The sequence below is a fragment of the Kangiella shandongensis genome (assembly GCF_020005365.1).
GTDB classification, from domain to species: domain Bacteria; phylum Pseudomonadota; class Gammaproteobacteria; order Enterobacterales; family Kangiellaceae; genus Kangiella; species Kangiella shandongensis.
On record NZ_JACNML010000008.1, the window covers coordinates 42,103 to 62,756 of the forward strand.

At 45.6% G+C, this 20,654-nt stretch carries 18 protein-coding genes; 14 read left to right on the forward strand and 4 right to left on the reverse strand.

Annotated features, from left to right (window positions below):
• Positions 1-59: 59 nt before the first annotated feature.
• Positions 60-1,712, reverse strand: coding sequence for a DNA repair protein RecN (gene recN, locus H7708_RS09815; protein WP_223670603.1), 1,653 nt, complete (start codon positions 1,710-1,712; stop codon positions 60-62).
• An 18-nt stretch (positions 1,713-1,730) separates the two neighbouring features.
• Positions 1,731-2,615 (reverse strand): NAD(+) kinase, encoded by an 885-nt coding sequence (gene nadK, locus H7708_RS09820; RefSeq protein ID WP_223670604.1) that lies wholly within the window; start codon positions 2,613-2,615, stop codon positions 1,731-1,733.
• A 123-nt stretch (positions 2,616-2,738) separates the two neighbouring features.
• On the opposite strand from nadK, the gene hrcA reads away from it, so the two are divergent.
• The 14 genes from hrcA to H7708_RS09890 all read left to right on the forward strand — a co-directional run bounded on the left by hrcA (position 2,739) and on the right by H7708_RS09890 (position 19,393).
• Positions 2,739-3,767, forward strand: a complete 1,029-nt coding sequence (gene hrcA / locus H7708_RS09825; RefSeq protein WP_223670605.1) for a heat-inducible transcriptional repressor HrcA — start codon at positions 2,739-2,741, stop codon at positions 3,765-3,767.
• A gap of 93 nt (positions 3,768-3,860) precedes the next feature.
• Positions 3,861-4,481, forward strand: a complete 621-nt coding sequence (grpE, locus tag H7708_RS09830) for a nucleotide exchange factor GrpE (protein WP_223670606.1) — start codon at positions 3,861-3,863, stop codon at positions 4,479-4,481.
• Between the two features lie 366 nt (positions 4,482-4,847).
• Entirely contained in the window at positions 4,848-5,129 is a 282-nt protein-coding gene (locus H7708_RS09835; RefSeq protein WP_223670607.1) for a hypothetical protein, read from the forward strand.
• Positions 5,130-5,171: 42 nt separating this feature from the next.
• Positions 5,172-5,456, forward strand: coding sequence for a hypothetical protein (locus tag H7708_RS09840; protein ID WP_223670608.1), 285 nt, complete (start codon positions 5,172-5,174; stop codon positions 5,454-5,456).
• Positions 5,457-5,683: 227 nt separating this feature from the next.
• Positions 5,684-7,624 carry a molecular chaperone DnaK gene (gene dnaK / locus H7708_RS09845; RefSeq protein ID WP_223670609.1) on the forward strand — a complete coding sequence of 647 codons (1,941 nt, stop codon included), beginning with the start codon at positions 5,684-5,686 and terminating at the stop codon, positions 7,622-7,624.
• A 222-nt stretch (positions 7,625-7,846) separates the two neighbouring features.
• Positions 7,847-8,989 (forward strand): molecular chaperone DnaJ, encoded by a 1,143-nt coding sequence (gene dnaJ / locus H7708_RS09850; RefSeq protein ID WP_223670610.1) that lies wholly within the window; start codon positions 7,847-7,849, stop codon positions 8,987-8,989.
• Between the two features lie 100 nt (positions 8,990-9,089).
• On the forward strand, positions 9,090-9,710 hold the full coding sequence (locus H7708_RS09855; RefSeq protein ID WP_223670611.1) for a GDSL-type esterase/lipase family protein: 621 nt from the start codon (positions 9,090-9,092) through the stop codon (positions 9,708-9,710).
• 13 nt (positions 9,711-9,723) lie between these two features.
• Positions 9,724-10,530: a 4-hydroxy-tetrahydrodipicolinate reductase gene (dapB, locus tag H7708_RS09860; RefSeq protein WP_223670612.1), complete on the forward strand. Its 807-nt coding sequence runs from the start codon at positions 9,724-9,726 to the stop codon at positions 10,528-10,530.
• Between the two features lie 377 nt (positions 10,531-10,907).
• Positions 10,908-11,966 carry a tetratricopeptide repeat protein gene (locus H7708_RS09865; protein WP_223670613.1) on the forward strand — a complete coding sequence of 353 codons (1,059 nt, stop codon included), beginning with the start codon at positions 10,908-10,910 and terminating at the stop codon, positions 11,964-11,966.
• A 123-nt stretch (positions 11,967-12,089) separates the two neighbouring features.
• Positions 12,090-13,250 (forward strand): glutamine-hydrolyzing carbamoyl-phosphate synthase small subunit, encoded by a 1,161-nt coding sequence (gene carA, locus H7708_RS09870; RefSeq protein ID WP_223670614.1) that lies wholly within the window; start codon positions 12,090-12,092, stop codon positions 13,248-13,250.
• Positions 13,251-13,264: 14 nt separating this feature from the next.
• Positions 13,265-16,495 carry a carbamoyl-phosphate synthase large subunit gene (gene carB, locus H7708_RS09875; protein WP_223670615.1) on the forward strand — a complete coding sequence of 1,077 codons (3,231 nt, stop codon included), beginning with the start codon at positions 13,265-13,267 and terminating at the stop codon, positions 16,493-16,495.
• The gene (gene greA / locus H7708_RS09880; RefSeq protein WP_223670616.1) at positions 16,492-16,974 is read left to right on the forward strand and encodes a transcription elongation factor GreA; all 483 of its coding nucleotides are present in this window, start codon (positions 16,492-16,494) and stop codon (positions 16,972-16,974) included. The genes carB and greA overlap by 4 nt, the downstream gene beginning before the upstream one ends.
• Before the next feature lie 101 nt (positions 16,975-17,075).
• Entirely contained in the window at positions 17,076-18,023 is a 948-nt protein-coding gene (locus H7708_RS09885; RefSeq protein WP_223670617.1) for a YbgA family protein, read from the forward strand.
• Positions 18,020-19,393: a cryptochrome/photolyase family protein gene (locus H7708_RS09890; RefSeq protein WP_223670618.1), complete on the forward strand. Its 1,374-nt coding sequence runs from the start codon at positions 18,020-18,022 to the stop codon at positions 19,391-19,393. Before H7708_RS09885 ends, H7708_RS09890 begins: the two co-directional genes overlap by 4 nt.
• On the opposite strand, the gene H7708_RS09895 is transcribed toward H7708_RS09890, so the two are convergent.
• Entirely contained in the window at positions 19,390-19,959 is a 570-nt protein-coding gene (locus H7708_RS09895) for a chalcone isomerase family protein (protein ID WP_223670619.1), read from the reverse strand. The genes H7708_RS09890 and H7708_RS09895 overlap by 4 nt on opposite strands.
• On the reverse strand, positions 19,956-20,444 hold the full coding sequence (locus tag H7708_RS09900; protein ID WP_223670620.1) for a nuclear transport factor 2 family protein: 489 nt from the start codon (positions 20,442-20,444) through the stop codon (positions 19,956-19,958). Before H7708_RS09900 ends, H7708_RS09895 begins: the two co-directional genes overlap by 4 nt.
• Positions 20,445-20,654 lie beyond the last annotated feature (210 nt).

The window sequence follows — 20,654 nt, forward strand, 5'->3', positions numbered from 1 at the left end:
GTGAGTTTACTTTGCTAACCCATCCTATAACTGAGCTCTATAAGGTGTTTCTCTTATTCTTAATTTAATAATTCTCTTGCATGATTTTTGATGGTTTCGGTAATTTCGATACCACCGATCATCCGCGCGAGTTCTTCGATTCGTTGGTCGTTATCGAGTTCTTGTAGCTCAGTTTGTGTACTTTGTTTATCTTGCGATTTGGCGACCATCAGATGTTGGTGGCCTTGTGCGGCTACCTGGGCCTGGTGTGTCACACACAGAATCTGAGCTTTGTTACCCAGTTCAGCAAGCAGTTTCCCAACAATTTCAGCGGTACCGCCGCCAATGCCAACATCGACTTCGTCAAAGATGAGGGTTGGTAGTTGGATAGTCTGCGCATTGATCACCTGCAGAGCCAGGCTGATACGCGATAACTCACCGCCGGATGCCACTTTTCTCAGTGGTTGTGGTTGTTGCCCTGGGTTGGTGCTGACCATAAACTCAGCCGTTTCAAGTCCATGAGATTTGTAGGCGTTTTTGTCGGCAGGTGTTAGCGCTACTTCGAAAATACCGTTACCCAGTCCCAGGTCCTTCATCAGTTCTACAACCTGTTTTTCAAGATTTTTAGCCGCTTTAGTACGTTCTTTTGAGACTTTTGTCGCTAGCTTCTGGTAGCTTTGCTGTTGACTTTCAAGTTCTTTTTCCAGCTCATCGAAGGTTTGCTCATCGCCGGAGAGTTGCTCCAGCTCTTGCTCGATGGCCTGCCTGGTTTCCGGCAGGGCTTCCATCGTGACCTGATGCTTTCGTGCTAAATCGTGCAGTAGAGCCAGCTCTTGTTCCAATTGCTCGAATTCGGCCGGATCGATATCCAGGCTGGCTAAATAGTCACGTAGTTCATGGCTGGCTTCTTCGATTTCGACCAGCGCCGACTGCAGCATATCGTGAGTGTTACCGAGGCCCTGATCCATGTTCTGCATATCGCTGATGGTATGAATCACGCGGCCAAGCTGGCTGACCAGGTTTTCCTCATTCTCGTTTAACGCCATTAAGCTTTGCTGGCCCTGTTCCAGTAACTTACTGGCATTGGCTGCACGCTTATGGTCACTTTCGATATCGGCAGAGCGGTCAATTGGCGCCTTCTCCAGCTCTTCGAGCTGGAAGGTCAGTAAGTCCTTACGATCATTTTTGTCCTTAAGCTGCTCCTGAAACGAGGTAAGCTGAGCAGAAATTTCATTGATTTGTTTCGCCAGTTGCTTCAGCTGCTGCGTATCGGCAGATACATCAGCAAACCGATCCAGCAGCTGTAGATGGGTCTGTAGTTTGAACAGGGATTGGTGTTCATGCTGACCGTGAATATCTACCAGAAAGTCGCCCAGTTCATTCAGTTGTGTCAGATTCACCGGTTGGCCATTGATAAAAGCTCGAGAGCGACCATCGTGGTTGATCACTCGGCGCAGAATGCAGTCTTTTTCGTCGTCCAGCATTTGTTCTTCGAGCCATTCATGCACGGCTGGCAGTTGGTTAATATCAAAGATGGCACTAATCTCGGCACGTTTAGCACCGTGGCGCACGACGCCGCTGTCCGCCCTTGCTCCAAGCGCAAAGGACAGGGCATCCACCATGATGGACTTACCGGCACCGGTTTCACCCGTCACTACGGTCATGCCCGGCTGTAACTCCAGGTCAAGCTGATCGATAATGGCAAAATCTTTGATATGAATACTAGCAAGCATGATTGTCGTCGTTTTGAATTATAGTTTTGAGCCCCAACCCAGTTTTGTGCGTAGCAAGCGGAAGTAATCATAGTCTTTAGGATGCAGTAACCATAAGTCTTCCTTACGCTTGCGGATGCAAATCTTTTCACCCGGTACGACCGGAAAGCGCACCTGACCATCACAACTGAGGCGTGCTTCATTTTCGTTATCCTGACTGAATACGATATCAACTTTACTATCAGCGTCAATCGAAATTGGGCGACTGGAGAGTGTATGCGGGAACATGGGTACCAGTGAAATAGCGTTGATTGATGGTGACATAATCGGACCACCCGCGGATAGAGAGTAGGCCGTCGAGCCTGTCGGCGTTGAGATAATCAAGCCATCACCGCGCAAGCTATAGACGAAGGAGTCGTTGATATAAACTTCGAACTCAATCATACGGGAAATTTCACCGGGATAGAGTACGATATCATTCAAGGCATCGCTGTATCGCTCCTGATTGTCGTCACCTTCGATATCGGCCTCGAGTAAAAAGCGGCGCTCCTCCTTGTATTCACCAGTCAGTACCTCACTGACTTTTTCCGTGACCTGTTGTGGCTGGATATCGGTTAAGAATCCCAGGTAACCACGGTTAACGCCCAACAAAGGAATGTTATAACTCGCCATCAGCCGTGCTGAGTAGAGCATGGAGCCGTCGCCACCGACGACAATAACCAGGTTCGCCGCTTCACCAATGGTCTGCCACGGGGCTGAATGTGTCGTTTGGACATCAATCCCTTCGGCTACCGACTCTTCAACCAGTACGTGATAGCCAGCATTGAGTAAATGGTGGTACAGCGTCATAATGGTTTCACCGACTTCTCGATGTTTCGGCTTGCCCATAATACCAATAGTTTTAAAGCGTAAAGCTGGAGCCACGTTGTGTCTTGTTCCCTTGTAATTGCATTATTGACCCACATTTAAGAATATATACAGCTAATAGGCAAGGGTTATTACCAATAGTTGTCACCATAAATCCGACAATGGAGCAGAGAATACTTCATGAGCAAGTTTGATCAGCGCGCCCAGATATTAATGAAAACACTGGTGGAAACCTATATTTCCAGTGGCCAGCCCGTGGGCTCAAAAACATTGCTGGAAAATTCACAGCTCAATGTGAGTTCTGCTACCGTGCGCAATGTTATGCACGATCTGGAGAGCATGGGGTTACTGACTGCGCCCTATACTTCAGCGGGTCGGATCCCGACGTCACAGGGAGTACGGCTGTTTGTCGATCAGTTGCTGACTGTGTCGGATGTCGAAGATATTTATTTAAAACAGCTGCAAAAACATCTGGGCAATGTCTCCGAAACGGGGGAAATGCTCGCCAGCGTCAGTAATATGCTCTCACAAGTGACTCAGATGGCCGGGTTGATTCGGGTGCCTCGTCGTGACGTTACTTGTGTTAAGCAGGTAGAGTTTGTGCCGCTGACACAAAATAAAGTCCTGGTGGTGCTGGTATTAAGTGACGGTGAGGTACAGAATCGTGTGATTCAGTTGGACAGTGACGTGTCGCGGGATCAGTTGCAACAGGCTACCAATTACGTCAATCATCATTTTGCCGGAAAAGAGCTTGATACGGTGCGTCGGGAATTGCTTAAAGAGCTAAAAGACGATCGCGCCAGGATGGATCAAATGATGGCATCGATGGTTGAGGTGGCTGAAAAAGGTTTTGCCGGCAATGAAGACGAGGTACAGGTCACTGGCAAGTCTCAATTGTTGAACTGGGCGGATTCGGGCGATATTTCCGATCTGCGATCCGTGTTCGATGCCTTTGCTGAGAAAACGCAGATGCTGACCCTTCTGGACAAATGTTTAAACGCGGAAGGCGTACAGCTCTTTATCGGTGAAGAGTCGGGTTACGATGTATTGTCACAGTGCAGTGTGGTTGGAGCGCCCTACAGCATTGATGGACAGGCGGTTGGCGTGCTTGCCGTTGTCGGGCCGACACGCATGGCTTATGACAAGGTTATCCCCATGGTCGATATTACCGCAAAATTGATATCAGCAGCCTTGAATAATGAAGACTAAGCCTCATATTGTGAAACAAAGGTAGAATTCAGTACGTTTACTGAGCGATAAACTGGCTCAGAGCGTTTTATTTGATGATGTTGGAGAGGCACTATGTCTGAAAAAGACAAGCAAAATCAAACCAGTGAACAGAAAGAAGAATTAAACGAAGCCCAACAAGAGGCGGCAGAACAAGAGGTCGAGGACGCTGTGGAAGAGGCGGTAGAAGAAGCTGTCGAAGCTGCAGAAAACCTAACCGACGAAGAGAAAAAAATCCTTGAGCTGGAAAAAGCTCTTGAAGAAGCTGAAGCAAAAGCCGCTGAGAATATGGATCTTGCGTTACGCACAAAAGCTGAAGCTGAGAATATTCGCCGTCGTTCGGAGAATGAAGTCACCAGTGCGCGTAAATACGCCATTGAAAAATTCGCAGAAGAGCTGTTGGCTGTGGTTGATAGTATTGAGCAGGGACTGCAGGCTAAAGCCGAGCACGAAGAGTCGAAAGCCATGAAAGAAGGAATGGAGCTGACTTTGAAGATGGCGCTATCGACGCTGGAGAAGTTTGGCGTAGAGCAGTTAAACCCCATTGAAGAAGTATTCGATCCGCAATTGCACGAAGCCATGACGATGGTGCCCAGTCCAGATCATGAAAAGAATACGATCATCGACGTGTTCCAGAAAGGGTACCTGTTGAATGGTCGCGTGATTCGTCCGGCACGGGTAGTAGTTGCTCAATAACCGGCGTTTTTATCGCTTAGAAAAGCTGGCTTTAAAGCCAGCTTTTTTTATGCCCTAAAGCAATTGGATTGAGTCCAGTGAGCTAAGTTCCGTTGCCAATAAGTTCCCTTCAAGAGTGTGATCGGTGTTGTGTTATAAATATAAAAAGTCTTTTTTAATCAATTGATTACAATCAATAGGCTTTCCGACAGGGTCACCCCCGTCGTGTCTATTATTTGTCACTATCCGAGTGGTTGCTATCACAAAAAAACGGCTAAATGTTAAAGCCGATTTTACAAAGATCTGAGTGTGAACCAAGCCATGTTTTGCTGCGGGTTTTGCGTGTTACAACGAACCTCCATTTGCAACGAAAACATGGTGAACATAATGAAAAAGTCAGTCTTAGCGCTTAGCGTGATTCTTACATCTCTCTTGGGTACGGCCTACGCAGATGATGCAGATATCTTAAAACAGTTTGATATTAGAGCTTGTCAGTCTGAGGCAAAAGAACAGGCGGATGCTGGCCAGGACGAGCAACCATTAAACTGTCAGTGCAAAATTGATAACACTGATTACAAGTCGTTGGCAGCAGCCAAGAAGCAGGGCGACTTAGCCAAGGTTCAGAAGATCAAGCAGAAAGCCCGAGACGCCTGTACTGAGAACGCTTAACTCGATTTCTCTCCCACTAAAGCAACTTAAAAGGTGATTATTATGAAAAAGACATTACTACTGATTGTAACCGTGACAGGCCTTACTCTTGCTGGAAGCGCTGTAGCTAATAATGCTGAAGCCAAGAAGCAGCAGGACTTACAGGCTTGCGAAACCAAGACTCAGCAGCTGCCGGAAAATGTTCGTGCAAAGCAGAAAGAAAGCTGTGAGTGTGTAGTGCAGAACACGGACTATACTGCCCTGGAAGAGGCAAAGAGCAAAGGCGAGATGGCGAAAGTGCAGGACATCAAAAACAAGGCACGCCAGGCCTGTACTCAGGATATGTAATAGTACACTGTAGATACTCTCCTATCGAAAGCTGGCCTTCGGGTCAGCTTTTCTATTTCTGCCGAATAAAAATAGTCAGGCCCTTGAAAAATCGGTGGGAAACCTAATATTGGGTGTCAGCTAATCAGGTATAAACCTTAAAAAAGTAGGATTAAGGGGTTGATCTACTAAAGCCAGCCCCCACATAAGCTACAAGCAAGATTTAAAGACCCTTTTGGAGTGAAAACATGGCCAAAATAATCGGAATTGATTTAGGTACAACAAATTCATGTGTTGCCGTTCTCGACGGTGACAAGCCTCGTGTTATTGAAAATGCCGAAGGCGCACGCACAACCCCATCCATCATCGCTTACACAGACGGTGAGACTTTGGTGGGGCAGTCAGCGAAGCGTCAGGCAGTGACTAACCCTGAGAACACTTTGTTCGCGATCAAGCGTTTGATTGGTCGTAAATTCAAGGACAGTGTGGTTCAGAAAGATAAAGGCATGGTCCCTTACAAAATTATCGAAGCGGACAATGGTGACGCCTGGGTTCAGGTTAATGACAAGAAAATGGCGCCACCGCAGGTTTCTGCTGAAGTCTTGAAAAAGATGAAGAAAACAGCGGAAGATTTCCTGGGTGAAGAAGTTAAAGAAGCCGTGATTACGGTTCCTGCATACTTCAACGACTCACAGCGTCAGGCGACAAAAGATGCTGGTCGTATTGCTGGTTTAGATGTTAAGCGTATCATCAACGAGCCAACCGCGGCGGCGTTAGCCTACGGTATGGATAAAGAGCGTGGCGACCACACGATTGCGGTTTATGACCTTGGTGGTGGTACTTTCGATATCTCTATCATTGAAATCGCGGAAGTCGATGGTGAGCACACCTTTGAAGTACTTTCTACTAATGGTGATACATTCCTTGGTGGTGAAGATTTTGACATGCGCGTTATTGAATACTTGGCTGAAGAGTTCAAGAAAGAGTCAGGTATTGACTTACAAGGCGACGCATTAGCGATGCAGCGTTTAAAAGAAGCTGGTGAAAAAGCGAAGATTGAATTGTCTTCAAGCAGCCAGACTGAAGTTAACCTGCCGTATATTACAGCAGATGCAACCGGTCCTAAGCACCTTAACATCAAGCTAACTCGTGCTAAATTAGAAGCATTGGTTGAAGACCTGGTTGAGCGTACGCTTGAGCCTGTTAAGCAAGCACTAAAAGATGCCGGTGTCTCTAACTCAGAAATCGACGACGTTATCTTAGTGGGTGGTCAAACACGTATGCCTAAAGTTCAGGAAGCCGTTTCTGGCTTCTTCGGCAAAGATGCGCGTAAAGACGTTAATCCTGACGAAGCGGTAGCTGTCGGTGCTGCGATCCAAGGTGCGGTTCTTGGCGGTGATGTCAAAGACGTTCTTCTATTAGACGTAACGCCTTTAACGCTAGGTATTGAAACTATGGGTCAGGTAATGACTCCGCTGATTGATAAGAATACAACGATTCCAACTAAGGCATCGCAAACGTTCTCAACAGCTGAAGATAATCAGACTGCGGTAACGGTTCACGTCCTTCAGGGTGAGCGTAAGATGGCTGCGCAGAATAAATCACTGGGTCGTTTTGACCTGGCTGATATTCCACCAGCACCACGCGGAACGCCACAAATTGAAGTAACGTTCGACATTGATGCCAACGGTATCATGCACGTGTCTGCGAAAGATAAGGCGACTGGTAAAGAGCAATCGATTCAGATTAAAGCCTCTTCAGGTTTGACCGATGAAGAAATCGATCAAATGGTGAAGGATGCTGAAGCACATGCTGAAGAAGATAAGAAGTTCCAGGAGTTGGTCGAAGCGCGGAATCAGGCTGATGGTCTTATCCACGCCACTCGTAAGTCTTTAAACGACGAAAATATGCAGTTTGAAGATGGTGAGAAAGAAGCGATTGAAGCAGCGGCTAACGATTTGGAAGAAGCGATCAAAGGTGATGACTTAGAAGATATTAAAGCTAAGACTGAAGCCCTAAGCCAAGCCTCTGCGAAGATGGCCGAGCGTATGTATGCCGATGCGCAGCAGCAAGCTGAAGCAGGTCAGCAGGCGGGTGGAGAACAAGCTTCTGACGACAACTCTTCAGCCGATGATGTGGTAGACGCTGAGTTTGAGGAAGTTGACGACAAAGATAATTCTAAGTCATAAATTCCCGCTCTGACTTTGTTGTAACGCATACTGCGGTACTCATGCACAAAATAGTGCATTCCGTTCCTAGATATGCGTTACGTCGCGTCAGAACAAAAATTTCCAGACTTAGAAAAGTATGTCATTGCGAGTGATTAGGGCGATGGCAGGAAAGAAAAGGTAAGCGCAGGATTCAGTTCCTGCGTTTGCAGTTAAAGAAGGTTAAAGATAAGTAGCAAAGTTATGTCGAAACGTGATTATTACGAGGTGCTGGGTGTCTCCAAAGGCGCTGATAAAGCTGAATTGAAAAAGGCTTATCGTCGCTTGGCGATGAAAAACCACCCGGATCGTAATCCCGATGATAAGGAAGCTGAAAAGCGCTTTAAAGAAGCGAAGGAAGCTTATGAAGTCTTAAGCGATCCACAGAAACGCCAAATGTATGATCAGTATGGTCATGCCGGCGTTGATCAGAGTATGGGTGGTGGCCCCAGCGGCTTTGGCGGTGGCGAGGACTTTAATGATATCTTCGGTGACATCTTCGGAGACATCTTTGGCGGCGGCGGTGGCCGTCGTGGCGGTGGTCGACGTCAGGCACGTGGTAATGATCTGCAATACAATTTAGAGATCAGCCTCGAAGAAGCGGTTCGTGGTGTCGAGAAAACCATCAAGGTTCCGACATACGTTGATTGTGATACCTGCCATGGTGACGGCGCTAAACCGGGATCTGGAACCACGACCTGTACTACTTGTGGTGGTCAAGGTGCTGTTCGCATGAGTCAGGGCTTCTTCTCGGTGCAGCAGACCTGCCCGGACTGTCACGGCACGGGGCAAGTGATTAAAGATCCTTGTCCGGACTGTAGTGGTCAAGGCCGTGTGCATAAGACCAAAGAGCTGAAAGTCAATATTCCTGCGGGGATTGATGACGGTATGCGCGTGCGTTTAAGCGGTGAAGGTGAAGCTGGCGGCCCGGGCGCTATTACTGGCGATCTGTATGTACAGGTTTACGTCAAAGAACATCCGATTTTTAAGCGTGATGGTGTCAACTTATACTGTGAGATGCCATTAAGTTTTGTGACAGCAGCGTTGGGCGGTAAGTTAGACGTTCCGACTTTGGATGGCAAGGTATCTCTGACGATCCCTGCTGAAACGCAGACCGGGCGACTGTTCCGTATGAAAGGAAAAGGCGTGAAAGGCGTTCGTAGCAGTATGGTTGGTGATTTGCTGTGCCGCGTGATCGTTGAAACTCCGGTTAAGTTGAGCAAAGAGCAAAAAAGTTTGCTGGAAGAGTTCCAACAGACAGTTAATGACTCGGGAGGTAAAAATAGCCCGAAGCAGAAAAACTGGTTTGACGGAGTGAAGAAGTTCTGGGATGCGATGACCGGTTAGATGTATATATGACGAAGAGCCCGCTACGAGCGGGCTTTTTTGTGTTTGTGTATAAAACGTTTTATGCTCACAACTCGGATTAGAAAGTGTTTTACGATAGATGAGAAAATTATTCACAATATTACAGGCTGGTTTTGTTGCCGGTCTCGTTCTGCTTGTCGGTTCCTGCGGTTCGGATAACTCGTTAGCGCCTCTTAGTGCCAATGATGTTGTGGTTGCCTTTGGCGATAGTTTAACCGACGGTGTCGGAGCCTCAAAGGGAAAAAGTTATCCGGAGATATTAGCAAGCCTGACAGGTCTGAACGTAGTTAATGAAGGTGTCTCTGGTGAAACTACGATAGAGGGTTTGCAGCGTCTGCCATCGGTATTACAAAAGCATCAGCCCAAGTTAGTGATCCTAATGGAAGGTGGGAACGATATCCTAAGAAATATGAGCAAAGCTCAGGCTAAAAAAAATTTAGCACAAATGATCCAAAAGATACGGCAAAGCGGTGCTCAGGTAGTGATGCTCGGAATACCGGAAAAGAAACTGTTCTCTGACTCGGCTGATTTTTATGATGAGTTAGCGAGTGAGTTTCAACTGGTTTATGATGGGGAAATCATGTCTGATTTATTAAAAAAGCGATCCTATAAATCTGACTCCATTCATTTAAATAACGCTGGCTACCGGCAGTTGGCAAACCATATTAAGAGTATATTGGAAGAGCAGGGTGCTCTTTAATGACGAAGAGAAGATGATGAATAAAACACCGATTATTATTAACGCCTGTACTGGACGTATGGGTAAAGAGTTATTAGCAGCAACACTTAATGAACCAGACGCAGAGCTGATATCCGCTATTGCCCGTCAGGGCCATCCAATGGTCGGCACCGACGTGGCTTTTTTGGTTGGCACAGAGCCGCAAGGTATTTTTGTTGGGGATGATTTGTCGCAGGCGTTATCCCAAGACAAAATTGTTATTGATTTCAGTTTACCCGAGTATTCTATCCGCAGCCTGAATCAGGCCGTGGCTGCTAAAGCGGCTATGGTGATTGGTACCACGGGCTATAGTCCGGAACAATTACAGCAAATTGAAAATGCCGCTGAAGAAATTCCTATCGTTTTTGCCGCGAACTACTCTATCGGGATTAATAGTCTGATTGGCCTGGTCAAGCAGGCAACTCAATTGCTGGGTCACAAGTCGGATATTGAAATCTTTGAAGCGCACCATAAGCATAAAAAAGACGCTCCCTCGGGAACGGCGTTAGCGCTGGGCGAAGCCGTGGCTGAAGAACGGGGTAAAAAACTCAGCGATATCGCCGAGTGGGCGCGGCACGGTGAGTCACCAAGGCAGGAAGGAAGTGTTGGCTTCTCCGTTATGCGCGCCGGCGATATCGTCGGAACGCACGATGTGGTTTTTGCCCTAAATGGTGAGGTGGTGACTCTTCGTCATGAGGCGCAGTCGCGTCAGTGTTTTGCCAGCGGTGCGGTGGTTGCTGCTCAATGGTTAGAAGGCAAAGCACCTGGTTTATACAGTATGCAAGACGTCCTTGGCTTATAGGTAAAAACGCTGACTAGCCAGGGTTGAGTAGTTTTTTGAGAGATTGGCTATAAATGTTGTAAGAGATCTCTCAATGATTTGTAATCTGGGGCTAAGTTTAGGGTCAGATATTAGAGGTTTTAAGCTACAAAAATAGGTTAACCTGTTGTTTTATAGGTATATTTTAATTGTTTCTGGCAATGGACTGGTTATTTTTGTGGCTTGCGAACAGTGATAAAAGGCGTAAAGTAATAGTTGTGCAAGGGACGCACGCAGGGAATACTAGCCGAAGGACTTGGTGAAACAAGGAAGTAGCAGGGAGCACTTTAAAGAGGCATGAAGCCACTCGAAAATGGGCGGGATTACCGCCCTTTTTCTTTTATGGGTTCCTAAAAATAATGAATAAATATCTTTATCCCAACGGTTCAGAGAAGAAATGCAGTTTTTGTGAAGCTCTTATAGGTGTTTTATATATCATAATTATTGCTGCAATTACCTGGGGTATCGTAGATTTTATTATCACCTTCTTTACAGAGCGTGGCTCATTCGGTTATTGGCTATCAACGATAATCTGGTCTGGGTGGTTCGGTTGTGTTGCTCTGTACTACTCTTTGCGGGATGCCTTACCAATGTTGGCTATAAAAGCCAGTAAGCTGGTAATTTATAAAGGTCTAGTCACTAGAGATAAAGTTTCATTAGACGATATTCAATACATAGAAATCGAATGTCACAATGAAACAGGAGTCCAAATACTCATTACCCTAACTATTAATAGTAAGTTTTACGCTGAAATTACTGATAATACCTGCAGTATTAGACAGTTTAGCACCTTCTGCAGGAAATATGTTCCTAGGCTAAAAATCAAGTCAAATTATATGTTAACACCTGAATCAGAGGGCACTAGTAGTGGTTCTTGTGACTTAGATACTTGTACTGAGGAGGACTTATTTAATCAATTGGATTTGGCAAATTCTGTGGGGAATGACGAATTAGCCTTGAGAATACTACATTGCCTGAAGGAGAAAGAGTATTTTGTCGATGGTTTTATGGGAGATATCTACTTAAACAGTGGGGGAGAGTTTAACGATAAGAAGGCCCTGCAAAAGTATGGAGAAGGGTACTCCAAAGGAGATGTGCATGCTGCTATTGGCCTAGGAAGAATGTATTTTCATGGCATCGAAGTTGAGGAAGATGAAAAGACAGCCTTAAAGTACTTCCAATTTGCTAGAGGGTATCGCTCTGGAAATTTATATTATTATTTAGGCTTATACCACTTTAATGGCATGTGCGGCATTGAGAAAAACATTCAAATGGCAAGGTATCTATTTAAAAAAGCAATAGTTTATGGCGTACCAGAAGGTTATACCGGTTTGGCATTGATTGAGCGTGAAAATCGTAACTTCTGTAAGATGTTTAGTCTGACTCTAAAACAAGTAAAAGCTGAGCAACTTTCATAGACATAAATTTAGTGATCCCTTACAATACACGGAATTTGCCAAATTTTTGTCTATCTTGTAAAAATGTGCGGAATCATTACTAAGTGAGTCCGGTTTTTTTGCGCTCAAAAAACGGAGGTTTCTTTGCCAACACAAGAGTCTCAGCAGCTACTTTCAAGTCTGCAACCCGCCATTTTAGTTCTCGAAGACGGTAGTGTTTTTCACGGTTCATCAATTGGTTACGATGGGCACGCTGTCGGAGAGGTAGTTTTTAACACAGCCATGACTGGCTACCAAGAGATATTAACGGACCCTTCATACGCGAAACAATTGGTCACACTGACCTATCCTCATATTGGTAATACCGGAATCAATAGCGAAGACGTCGAAGCCGATCAGGTTTGGGCCGAAGGTTTGATTATTCGTGATTTACCGTTATTACACAGTAACTGGCGTAGTGAGGAGTCACTTACAGACTACCTGAAACGCACTAAGAGAGTTGCCATTGCTGATATTGATACTCGACGCCTGACCCGTATTTTGCGCGATAAAGGCGCACAAAATGGCTGTATCATGGCAGGTGATATTGACGAGGCGAAGGCACTGGAGCTAGCGAAAGGTTTCCCTGGCTTAAAAGGTATGGACCTCGCTAAAGAAGTCTGCACCAAGGAGCAATACTCCTGGAAGCAGACAACTTGGGATGTGGTTGATGGCTACGGTGAACGCCAGGAAAATAAGTTTAAGGTTGTGGCATACGACTATGGCGTAAAAAAGAATATTTTACGTATGTTAGCCGAACGCGGCTGTGAACTCACGGTGGTACCAGCTCAAACACCAGCGAAGGATGTGTTGGCGATGAATCCTGATGGTGTTTTTCTGTCGAATGGTCCGGGTGACCCAGAGCCCTGTGATTACGCGATTAAAGCGATTCAAGATATTCTGGAGACAGACATCCCAGTGTTTGGTATTTGCTTAGGTCACCAGTTATTGGCATTAGCCAGTGGCGCCAAAAGTATCAAGATGAAATTTGGTCATCATGGTGCGAACCATCCGGTTAAAACAATAGAAGACGAGCGTGTCATGATTACCAGCCAGAACCACGGTTTTGCAGTGGATGAGAAGACATTGCCTGATAATTTGAAAGCAACGCATCGCTCGTTGTTTGATGATTCTCTACAAGGTATTCATCGTACGGATAAAGCGGCCTTCAGTTTCCAGGGCCACCCCGAAGCAAGCCCGGGTCCGCACGATGCAGCGCCACTATTTGATCATTTTATTGAGCTAATGGAACAAGCAAAAGCCTAGGAGAGATACAGAATATGCCAAAACGTACAGACATAGAAAGCATCTTAATTTTAGGCGCTGGCCCTATTATTATCGGCCAGGCTTGTGAGTTTGATTACTCAGGTGCTCAAGCATGTAAAGCGCTAAAAGAAGAAGGGTATCGAGTTATTCTGGTTAACTCTAACCCAGCGACGATTATGACTGACCCGAACATGGCCGATGCGACATATATCGAGCCAATTCAGTGGGAAGTCGTTGCAAAAATTATTGAAAAAGAAAAGCCTGACGCGATTTTACCGACCATGGGAGGACAGACCGCATTAAACTGTGCACTGGATTTGGCTTCTCGAGGTGTACTGGAAATTCATGGCGTCGAAATGATTGGTGCTAACCGCGAAGCGATTGATAAAGCGGAAGATCGTGAGCTGTTTGCGAAAGCGATGTCAAAGATTGGCCTGGATCAGCCGCGTCAAGACATTGCACGTAGTATGGAAGATGCCTGGAAAGTGCAGGAAGAGGTCGGCTTCCCCTGTATTATCCGTCCATCGTTTACTATGGGAGGTACCGGTGGTGGTATCGCTTATAATAAAGAAGAGTTCAAAGAGCTTTGTTACCGTGGCCTGGATCTGTCGCCGACCAATGAGCTGTTAATTGATGAGTCGTTGATTGGTTGGAAAGAGTACGAGATGGAAGTGGTTCGTGATAAGAACGACAACTGTATTATCATCTGCTCGATTGAGAACTTTGATCCCATGGGGGTGCATACGGGTGACTCGATCACGGTTGCGCCTGCGCAAACATTGACTGACAAAGAATACCAGCGTATGCGTGACGCATCGCTGGCGGTATTGCGTGAAATTGGTGTTGAGACGGGTGGCTCGAACGTACAGTTCGCGATTAACCCTGACAATGGGCGTATGACGATTATTGAGATGAATCCGCGTGTGTCTCGCTCATCAGCCTTAGCCTCGAAAGCGACTGGCTTCCCAATTGCTAAAGTGGCAGCAAAACTGGCGGTTGGCTATACTCTGGACGAGCTACAGAATGAAATTACGGGCGGCAAAACTCCTGCTTCGTTCGAGCCAAGTATTGATTACGTGGTCACTAAAATACCTCGTTTCAATTTTGAGAAGTTCCCAAATACTGACGCCACTCTGACCACACAGATGAAGTCGGTGGGTGAGGTCATGGCGATTGGTCGCACTTTCCAGGAATCAATGCAAAAAGCATTGCGAGGCCTGGAGGTTGGTTCACACGGTTTTGAACCAAAAATCGAAGAAAGCAATGAAGCGTGGGTAGACACCTTACGTCAAAACTTACGTGTACCGGGTACGGAGCGGATCTGGTACATTGGTGATGCCTTCCGTAAAGGCTGGAGTATTGATGATGTCTTTGACTTGACGGGTATTGACCGTTGGTTCCTGGTGCAGATTGAGGAAATCATCAAGATCGAACAAATGCTTAACGGCAAGTCACTGTCAGATCTGGACGAGTTCTTGTTGCGTCAGGTCAAGCGCAAGGGCTTTTCAGATGCTCGCTTAGCCGAAATTTTCGCTTGTCGTGAAAAAGAAATTCGTAAGCTACGTAAAAAACTGGGTGTCATGCCGGTCTATAAGCGTGTAGACACCTGTGCGGCAGAATTTGCTACCAGCACGGCTTACATGTATTCGACCTATGAAGAAGAGTGTGAAGCTGAGCCTTCGGATCGTGAAAAAATCATGATTTTAGGTGGTGGTCCAAACCGTATCGGTCAGGGTATCGAGTTTGACTATTGCTGTGTGCACGCGGCTTTTGCCATGCGCGATGACGGTTATGAAACTATTATGGTTAACTGTAACCCGGAAACGGTCTCGACGGATTATGACACTTCGGATCGTCTGTATTTCGAGCCTTTAACGCTGGAAGATGTGTTAGCCATTGTTGATGTTGAGCAGCCAAAAGGTGTCATTGTTCATTATGGTGGGCAGACGCCATTAAAGCTGGCGCGTGATCTGGAGGCCGCTGGTGTGCCAATTATTGGTACTTCGCCGGATGCGATTGACCGGGCGGAAGACCGTGAGCGTTTCCAACGTGCGATTGACCGCTTAGGTTTGTTGCAGCCACCTAATCGAACGGCTCGTAACCTTGAAGAAGGTGTGCGTCTGGCAGAAGAAATTGGTTATCCTCTGGTGGTTCGTCCATCGTACGTACTGGGTGGTCGAGCCATGGAAATCGTCTATAACGAAGAAGAGCTTCGCCGTTATATGAACGATGCGGTCAGCGTGTCGAATGAGTCTCCAGTATTGCTTGATCGCTTCCTTGATGATGCGATCGAAGTGGATGTGGATGCGATTTTCGATGGCGAACAAATTCTTATCGGTGGCGTGATGGAACACATTGAGCAGGCGGGTGTTCACTCGGGTGACTCGGCGTGTTCGATCCCTCCATTCAGTTTGAGTAAAGAAGTTCAGGATGAAATGCGCCACCAAATGCTGAAGATGGCAAAAGAGTTGCAGGTACGCGGGCTGATGAATACACAGTTTGCCATCCAAGGCGACAAAATCTTTATTCTTGAGGTGAACCCTCGTGCTTCGCGTACGGTGCCATTCGTTTCTAAAGCGACCAGTACGCCGTTAGCGAAAGTTGCTGCGTCAGTGATGGCTGGAAAGACTTTGAAAGAGATTGGTTATACGCAAGAAGTCATCCCAACTTACTTCTCAGTAAAAGAGCCGGTGTTCCCATTTAATAAGTTCCCGGGTTCTGATCCAATTTTAGGACCAGAGATGAAATCAACGGGTGAAGCAATGGGTGTCGGTAAAACCTTCGGTGATGCTTTCTATAAAGCAAAACTTGGTGGCGGCAGTGGCCAGGTGGTTCCATTAAGTGGCCGTGCCATTATCAGTGTTCGTGAAGCGGATCGCGCGGGCTTAACCGATGTAGCGCGTAATCTGGTGGAGCAGGGCTTTGAGCTTATGGCCACCAGTGGTACGGCGAGAGCTATTCGTGAAGCAGGCATCCCGTGTCAGCGTATTAATAAAATGTTCGAAGGTCGCCCACATATTGTGGACTATATCAAGAATGGTGAGGTAGACTATATTATTAATACGACCGAGGGTAAGCAGGCGATTGCTGACTCTTACCTTATCCGTCGCAGTGCCTTGCAACACAAGGTTCCATATACAACGACACTGGCGGGAGCTGTCGCCTCTTGTGCGGCGATGAAAGAACACACCCGCAGTACGATTAATTCTGTTCAGGAATTACATAAACAGGTAAAAGCAGTATGAGTAGAGTTCCAATGACTGCGGCTGGTGCAGAGCAGCTGCAGGCTGAATTGAATGATCTGAAAAAAGTACAGCGACCCAAAGTGGTCGCTGCGATTGCTGAAGCTCGAGAGCACGGTGACTTGAAAGAGAATGCCGAATATCATGCCGCTCGTGAACAGCAAGGCTTTATTGAGGGACGCATTCAAGAAATTGAAGCTAAGTTATCCAATGCGCAGGTAGTTGATATTACGAAAATAACCAATAGTGGAAAGGTTATTTTCGGCTCAACTGTTGTGTTGGTTAATCTTGATGACGACGATGCTGCTGAAGTTAAATACCAGATCGTTGGTGATGACGAAGCTGATATTAAGCTCAACAAGCTATCGATTAACTCTCCTATTGCTCGCGGTTTAATCGGTAAAGAAGAAGGCGATATTGCCGATATTCAGACTCCGGGCGGTAAAGTGGAGTATGAAGTGGCAGAAGTGCTTTACGTTTAGTAGAAGTCTTTTGTTTATAAAAGGGGCCAGATGGCCCCTTTTTTTATGTGAGGCAGGTAAAAATTTACGTAATTTTCACGCAAAAGGCATAGAATGAAATTATGAAAAAAATACCGATAGCTATCAGCTCTTGCCTAATGGGTAACGAAGTCCGTTACGATGGTGGGCATAAACAGTCGAAGTATTGTCTCTATACCCTTAGTGACTGGTTTGACTATAAACCGATTTGTCCTGAAATGGGAATAGGTATGCCTGCGCCTCGGCCGCCGATTCACCTGGTAGAAAAGGGCGAGCAAATCCGTGTGGTGCAGGTTGATGACCACGATATAGATGTCACCGATGAATTAAAGGACTTTGCCAGAAAACGCTTACCGGACCTAAACCGAATCAGTGGCTATATCGTCATTCGGAATTCACCAAGTTGCGGAATGGAGCGAGTGAAGGTTTATCATGACAATGGTAATCCAGCCGGCAAGTCGACACACGGGACTTATATCGGTGAAATTATGAAGCAGCGTCCTGAGCTGCCGGTGGAGGAAGAGGGCCGATTGCAGGATCCAAAACTAAGGGAAAACTTTATAACCCGAGTCTTTGCTTATGAAGACTTTCAGGAGAATGTAAAGGCAGCCCCGGCAGTTGATCAGCTGGTTAAATTTCACAGCAGATATAAATATTTGGTAATGGCTCATTGTTATGAGGATTACAAAGAGCTGGGACGCTTGGTATCAAATCAGGATGGGTTGTCGACGGATAAATTAATAGAGCAATATGAACAGGGTTTAATGAGAAGCCTAAAGAAGATTGCTAATGCCAAGTCTCACAGTAATGTCTTGTACCATATTTTAGGCTATTTAAAAGAATGTCTGACAAGCAACGCCAAACAAGAGTTGATCAATGTTATCGAACAGTACCGCAAAGGTATGGTGACCCTGATTGCCCCGGTGACGCTTATTAACCACTACATCAAACAGTTTGGGAATGAATATATTGCCAGCCAGGCTTACTTAGACCCGCATCCTATAGAGCTAGGACTTCGTAATTATATATGACAGTATCAATAGTATGGTTTCGGCAGGATTTGCGCGTAGGAGACAATCCCGCGTTATTTCATGCCGCGGAGAAAGGGAGCGTTGTTGGAATATATGTTGAAGCAACTGAGCAACGAAAGAAACACCATGATTCAGCGGCGAAAATAGGCTTCACCTATGACTCATTAATCGAGTTACGCAGCGAACTTAATAACCTCAATATTCCGCTGCATATAGTAAAAGCTACGACCTACGATGATCAGATTGATAAACTCAAAGAATGGACCGCGAAGTTGTCAGCAGCCTCTGTTTATTTTAATAATGAGTACCCACTCAATGAGAAAAATAGAGACAATAAAGCTGAGGTGACTTTAACTGAATGTGGAATCAACTTTGAGCGCTTTAATGGTGACTTAGCCGTTGAACCCGGCACCATTAAAAATAAGCAGGGCAAACCTTATAAGGTTTTTACACCATATAAAAAAGCCTGGGTAGAGCAGCATAAGAGCATCCAAATTGAACCTTATAAAGCGCCTGGTAAACAAAGCTATAATGTTGGGAAGCAGGAAACCTTTGACTTTTCAATGAGCTACCGAGGTGATTTATGGCAGCCTGGAGCAAAAGCAGCATTGGGTAAACTTAAGGCTTTCCTGGGCAAGGTTGATAAATATAAAGCCGCACGAGATATTCCATCGGTAGCGGGAACAAGCTTACTGTCGCCTTATTTAGCCATTGGTGCTCTTTCGGTCAGGCAGTGTATTTATGCTTTGCGCGACCATTACAGTGGTGATGAAGAAAAACTGTACGGTGATAAGTGGCTGTCAGAGTTAGTTTGGCGTGAGTTTTATCGACAGATACTGATAGATAAGCCAACGATGGCTAAGCATCGGCCTTTTAATCCTGATGCAAAGGAAATTTGGGTGAGTAATCATAGAGCGTTTGAGGCATGGAAAGAAGGGCGCACAGGCTTTCCGATGATTGATGCAGCCATGCGTCAACTCAATCAGACTGGTTGGATGCATAACCGGTTACGCATGAATGCTGCGATGTTTTTAAATAAGTTGTGTCTGGTGGACTGGCGATGGGGTGAAAAATATTTCATGCAACAGTTAATTGATGGTGACTTTGCTTCGAATAATGGCGGTTGGCAGTGGTGCTCTTCGACTGGTGCGGATGGCGCGCCATACTTCAGAATTATGAGCCCTTTGTCTCAATCAAAACGTTTTGATGAAAAGGGTGGTTTTATTAGGAAGTTTGTACCTGAGTTGGAAGCTTTGGATAATAAATCGATCCATGAACCCAATAGTGAGCAGCGCAAAGAGTGCGGTTATCCAGAGCCTGTGATTAATTATAAGGAATCAAGACAAAGAGCTCTTGAACTATTAAGTTAATCTTCCTGTAGCGCTTTGAGTTTTTTATGTAAGTCTTCGAATTGGCTGTCCATTGACTCGGGACCAAACCACACATTGAGATACAAGGAGTCGCAAGCCCTATTTGGCATATCAATGATGTACTCTTGATTTAGATAAAGCTTAATGCCTTGGTTGTAAAGCAGATACAAATCATAAAAGTCGCCATTTTGTACATCCTTATATGAATTGTTCAACTCCTTAAATTCAGTCATGCATTGGGACTGTTGTTGCTTAGTCAGGTTTTCTTCAAGATACTCGATAGCTCCTTCAGTGAACTGCTCCCCATTCACTTCTCTTAAATACGCGAACCGAAGTAGCTTGGTTTGATCATCAAATATGCCTTGGTTGGCGCTACAGTCTTGATAGTAAATACCAACATTTACAATATCAAAGAAGATACCTTTGGTAATCTTTTCTTGAGCACAGAGTGTTAACTTGAGATCTCGGTAAGATACTTCTTGAGGAATATCAGCTATTGAGACTGCCGACGTGGTGAGAAGGGAAAGAGCCAAGCCCATGCCCATGCCTAATAAATACCTGATCATAAGCTGTCTCTCACCTTACGAACGAAATATCCGATGTATGGCAGGTGTTGGTAAAAACCTTCGGCACCGTCCCAGTAGTCCTGATGTAAAATAATTTTGCCATCGTCGTTAAAGCGTAACTGGGTCATACCGACGGACTCTGATTCAATTTTTTTACCTTTTGCCATAAAAACCATCGACATTTTCCAGCGAAGATAATAATCACTATGGCTTTTGCTGACATCGAGTATCTCTACGATGGTTGTTTCGACGTTTTTTGCGGTCTCTTCCATATAGGGAATGAGCTGGTCAATATGGTGGAAGGTTTTAAAGGTATCGTTAAAATAGAATTCTTCCGCATACACCTCTCTTATGACTTGCTCTGTGGCATCTTGGTGAAAGTTCTTGAAAAGCTTTGCAAAGTGATCACTGGGGGCCGGGTGGTCCTCGGTTTTAGGGATGGTTTTTAGCGTTTCTAAAAAATTGTTAACCCTGTCGTTATACATGGTGCCTCCTGAGTGACTGCAACTAAATGCTAACAATGCCAAAAGTAGGAGCGGTAATAAATACTTTACTGTCATTAGTTGGGACCTGGGTTATGCTGTATTCATACCATAATTGTTGCAGTGTCAAAAAGGTGTGAAGAAATATCAGTCATACTTCACAGGAAATTCACAATAAGCAACCTAACCTATAGGAAAGTTGCAGAGGTATGA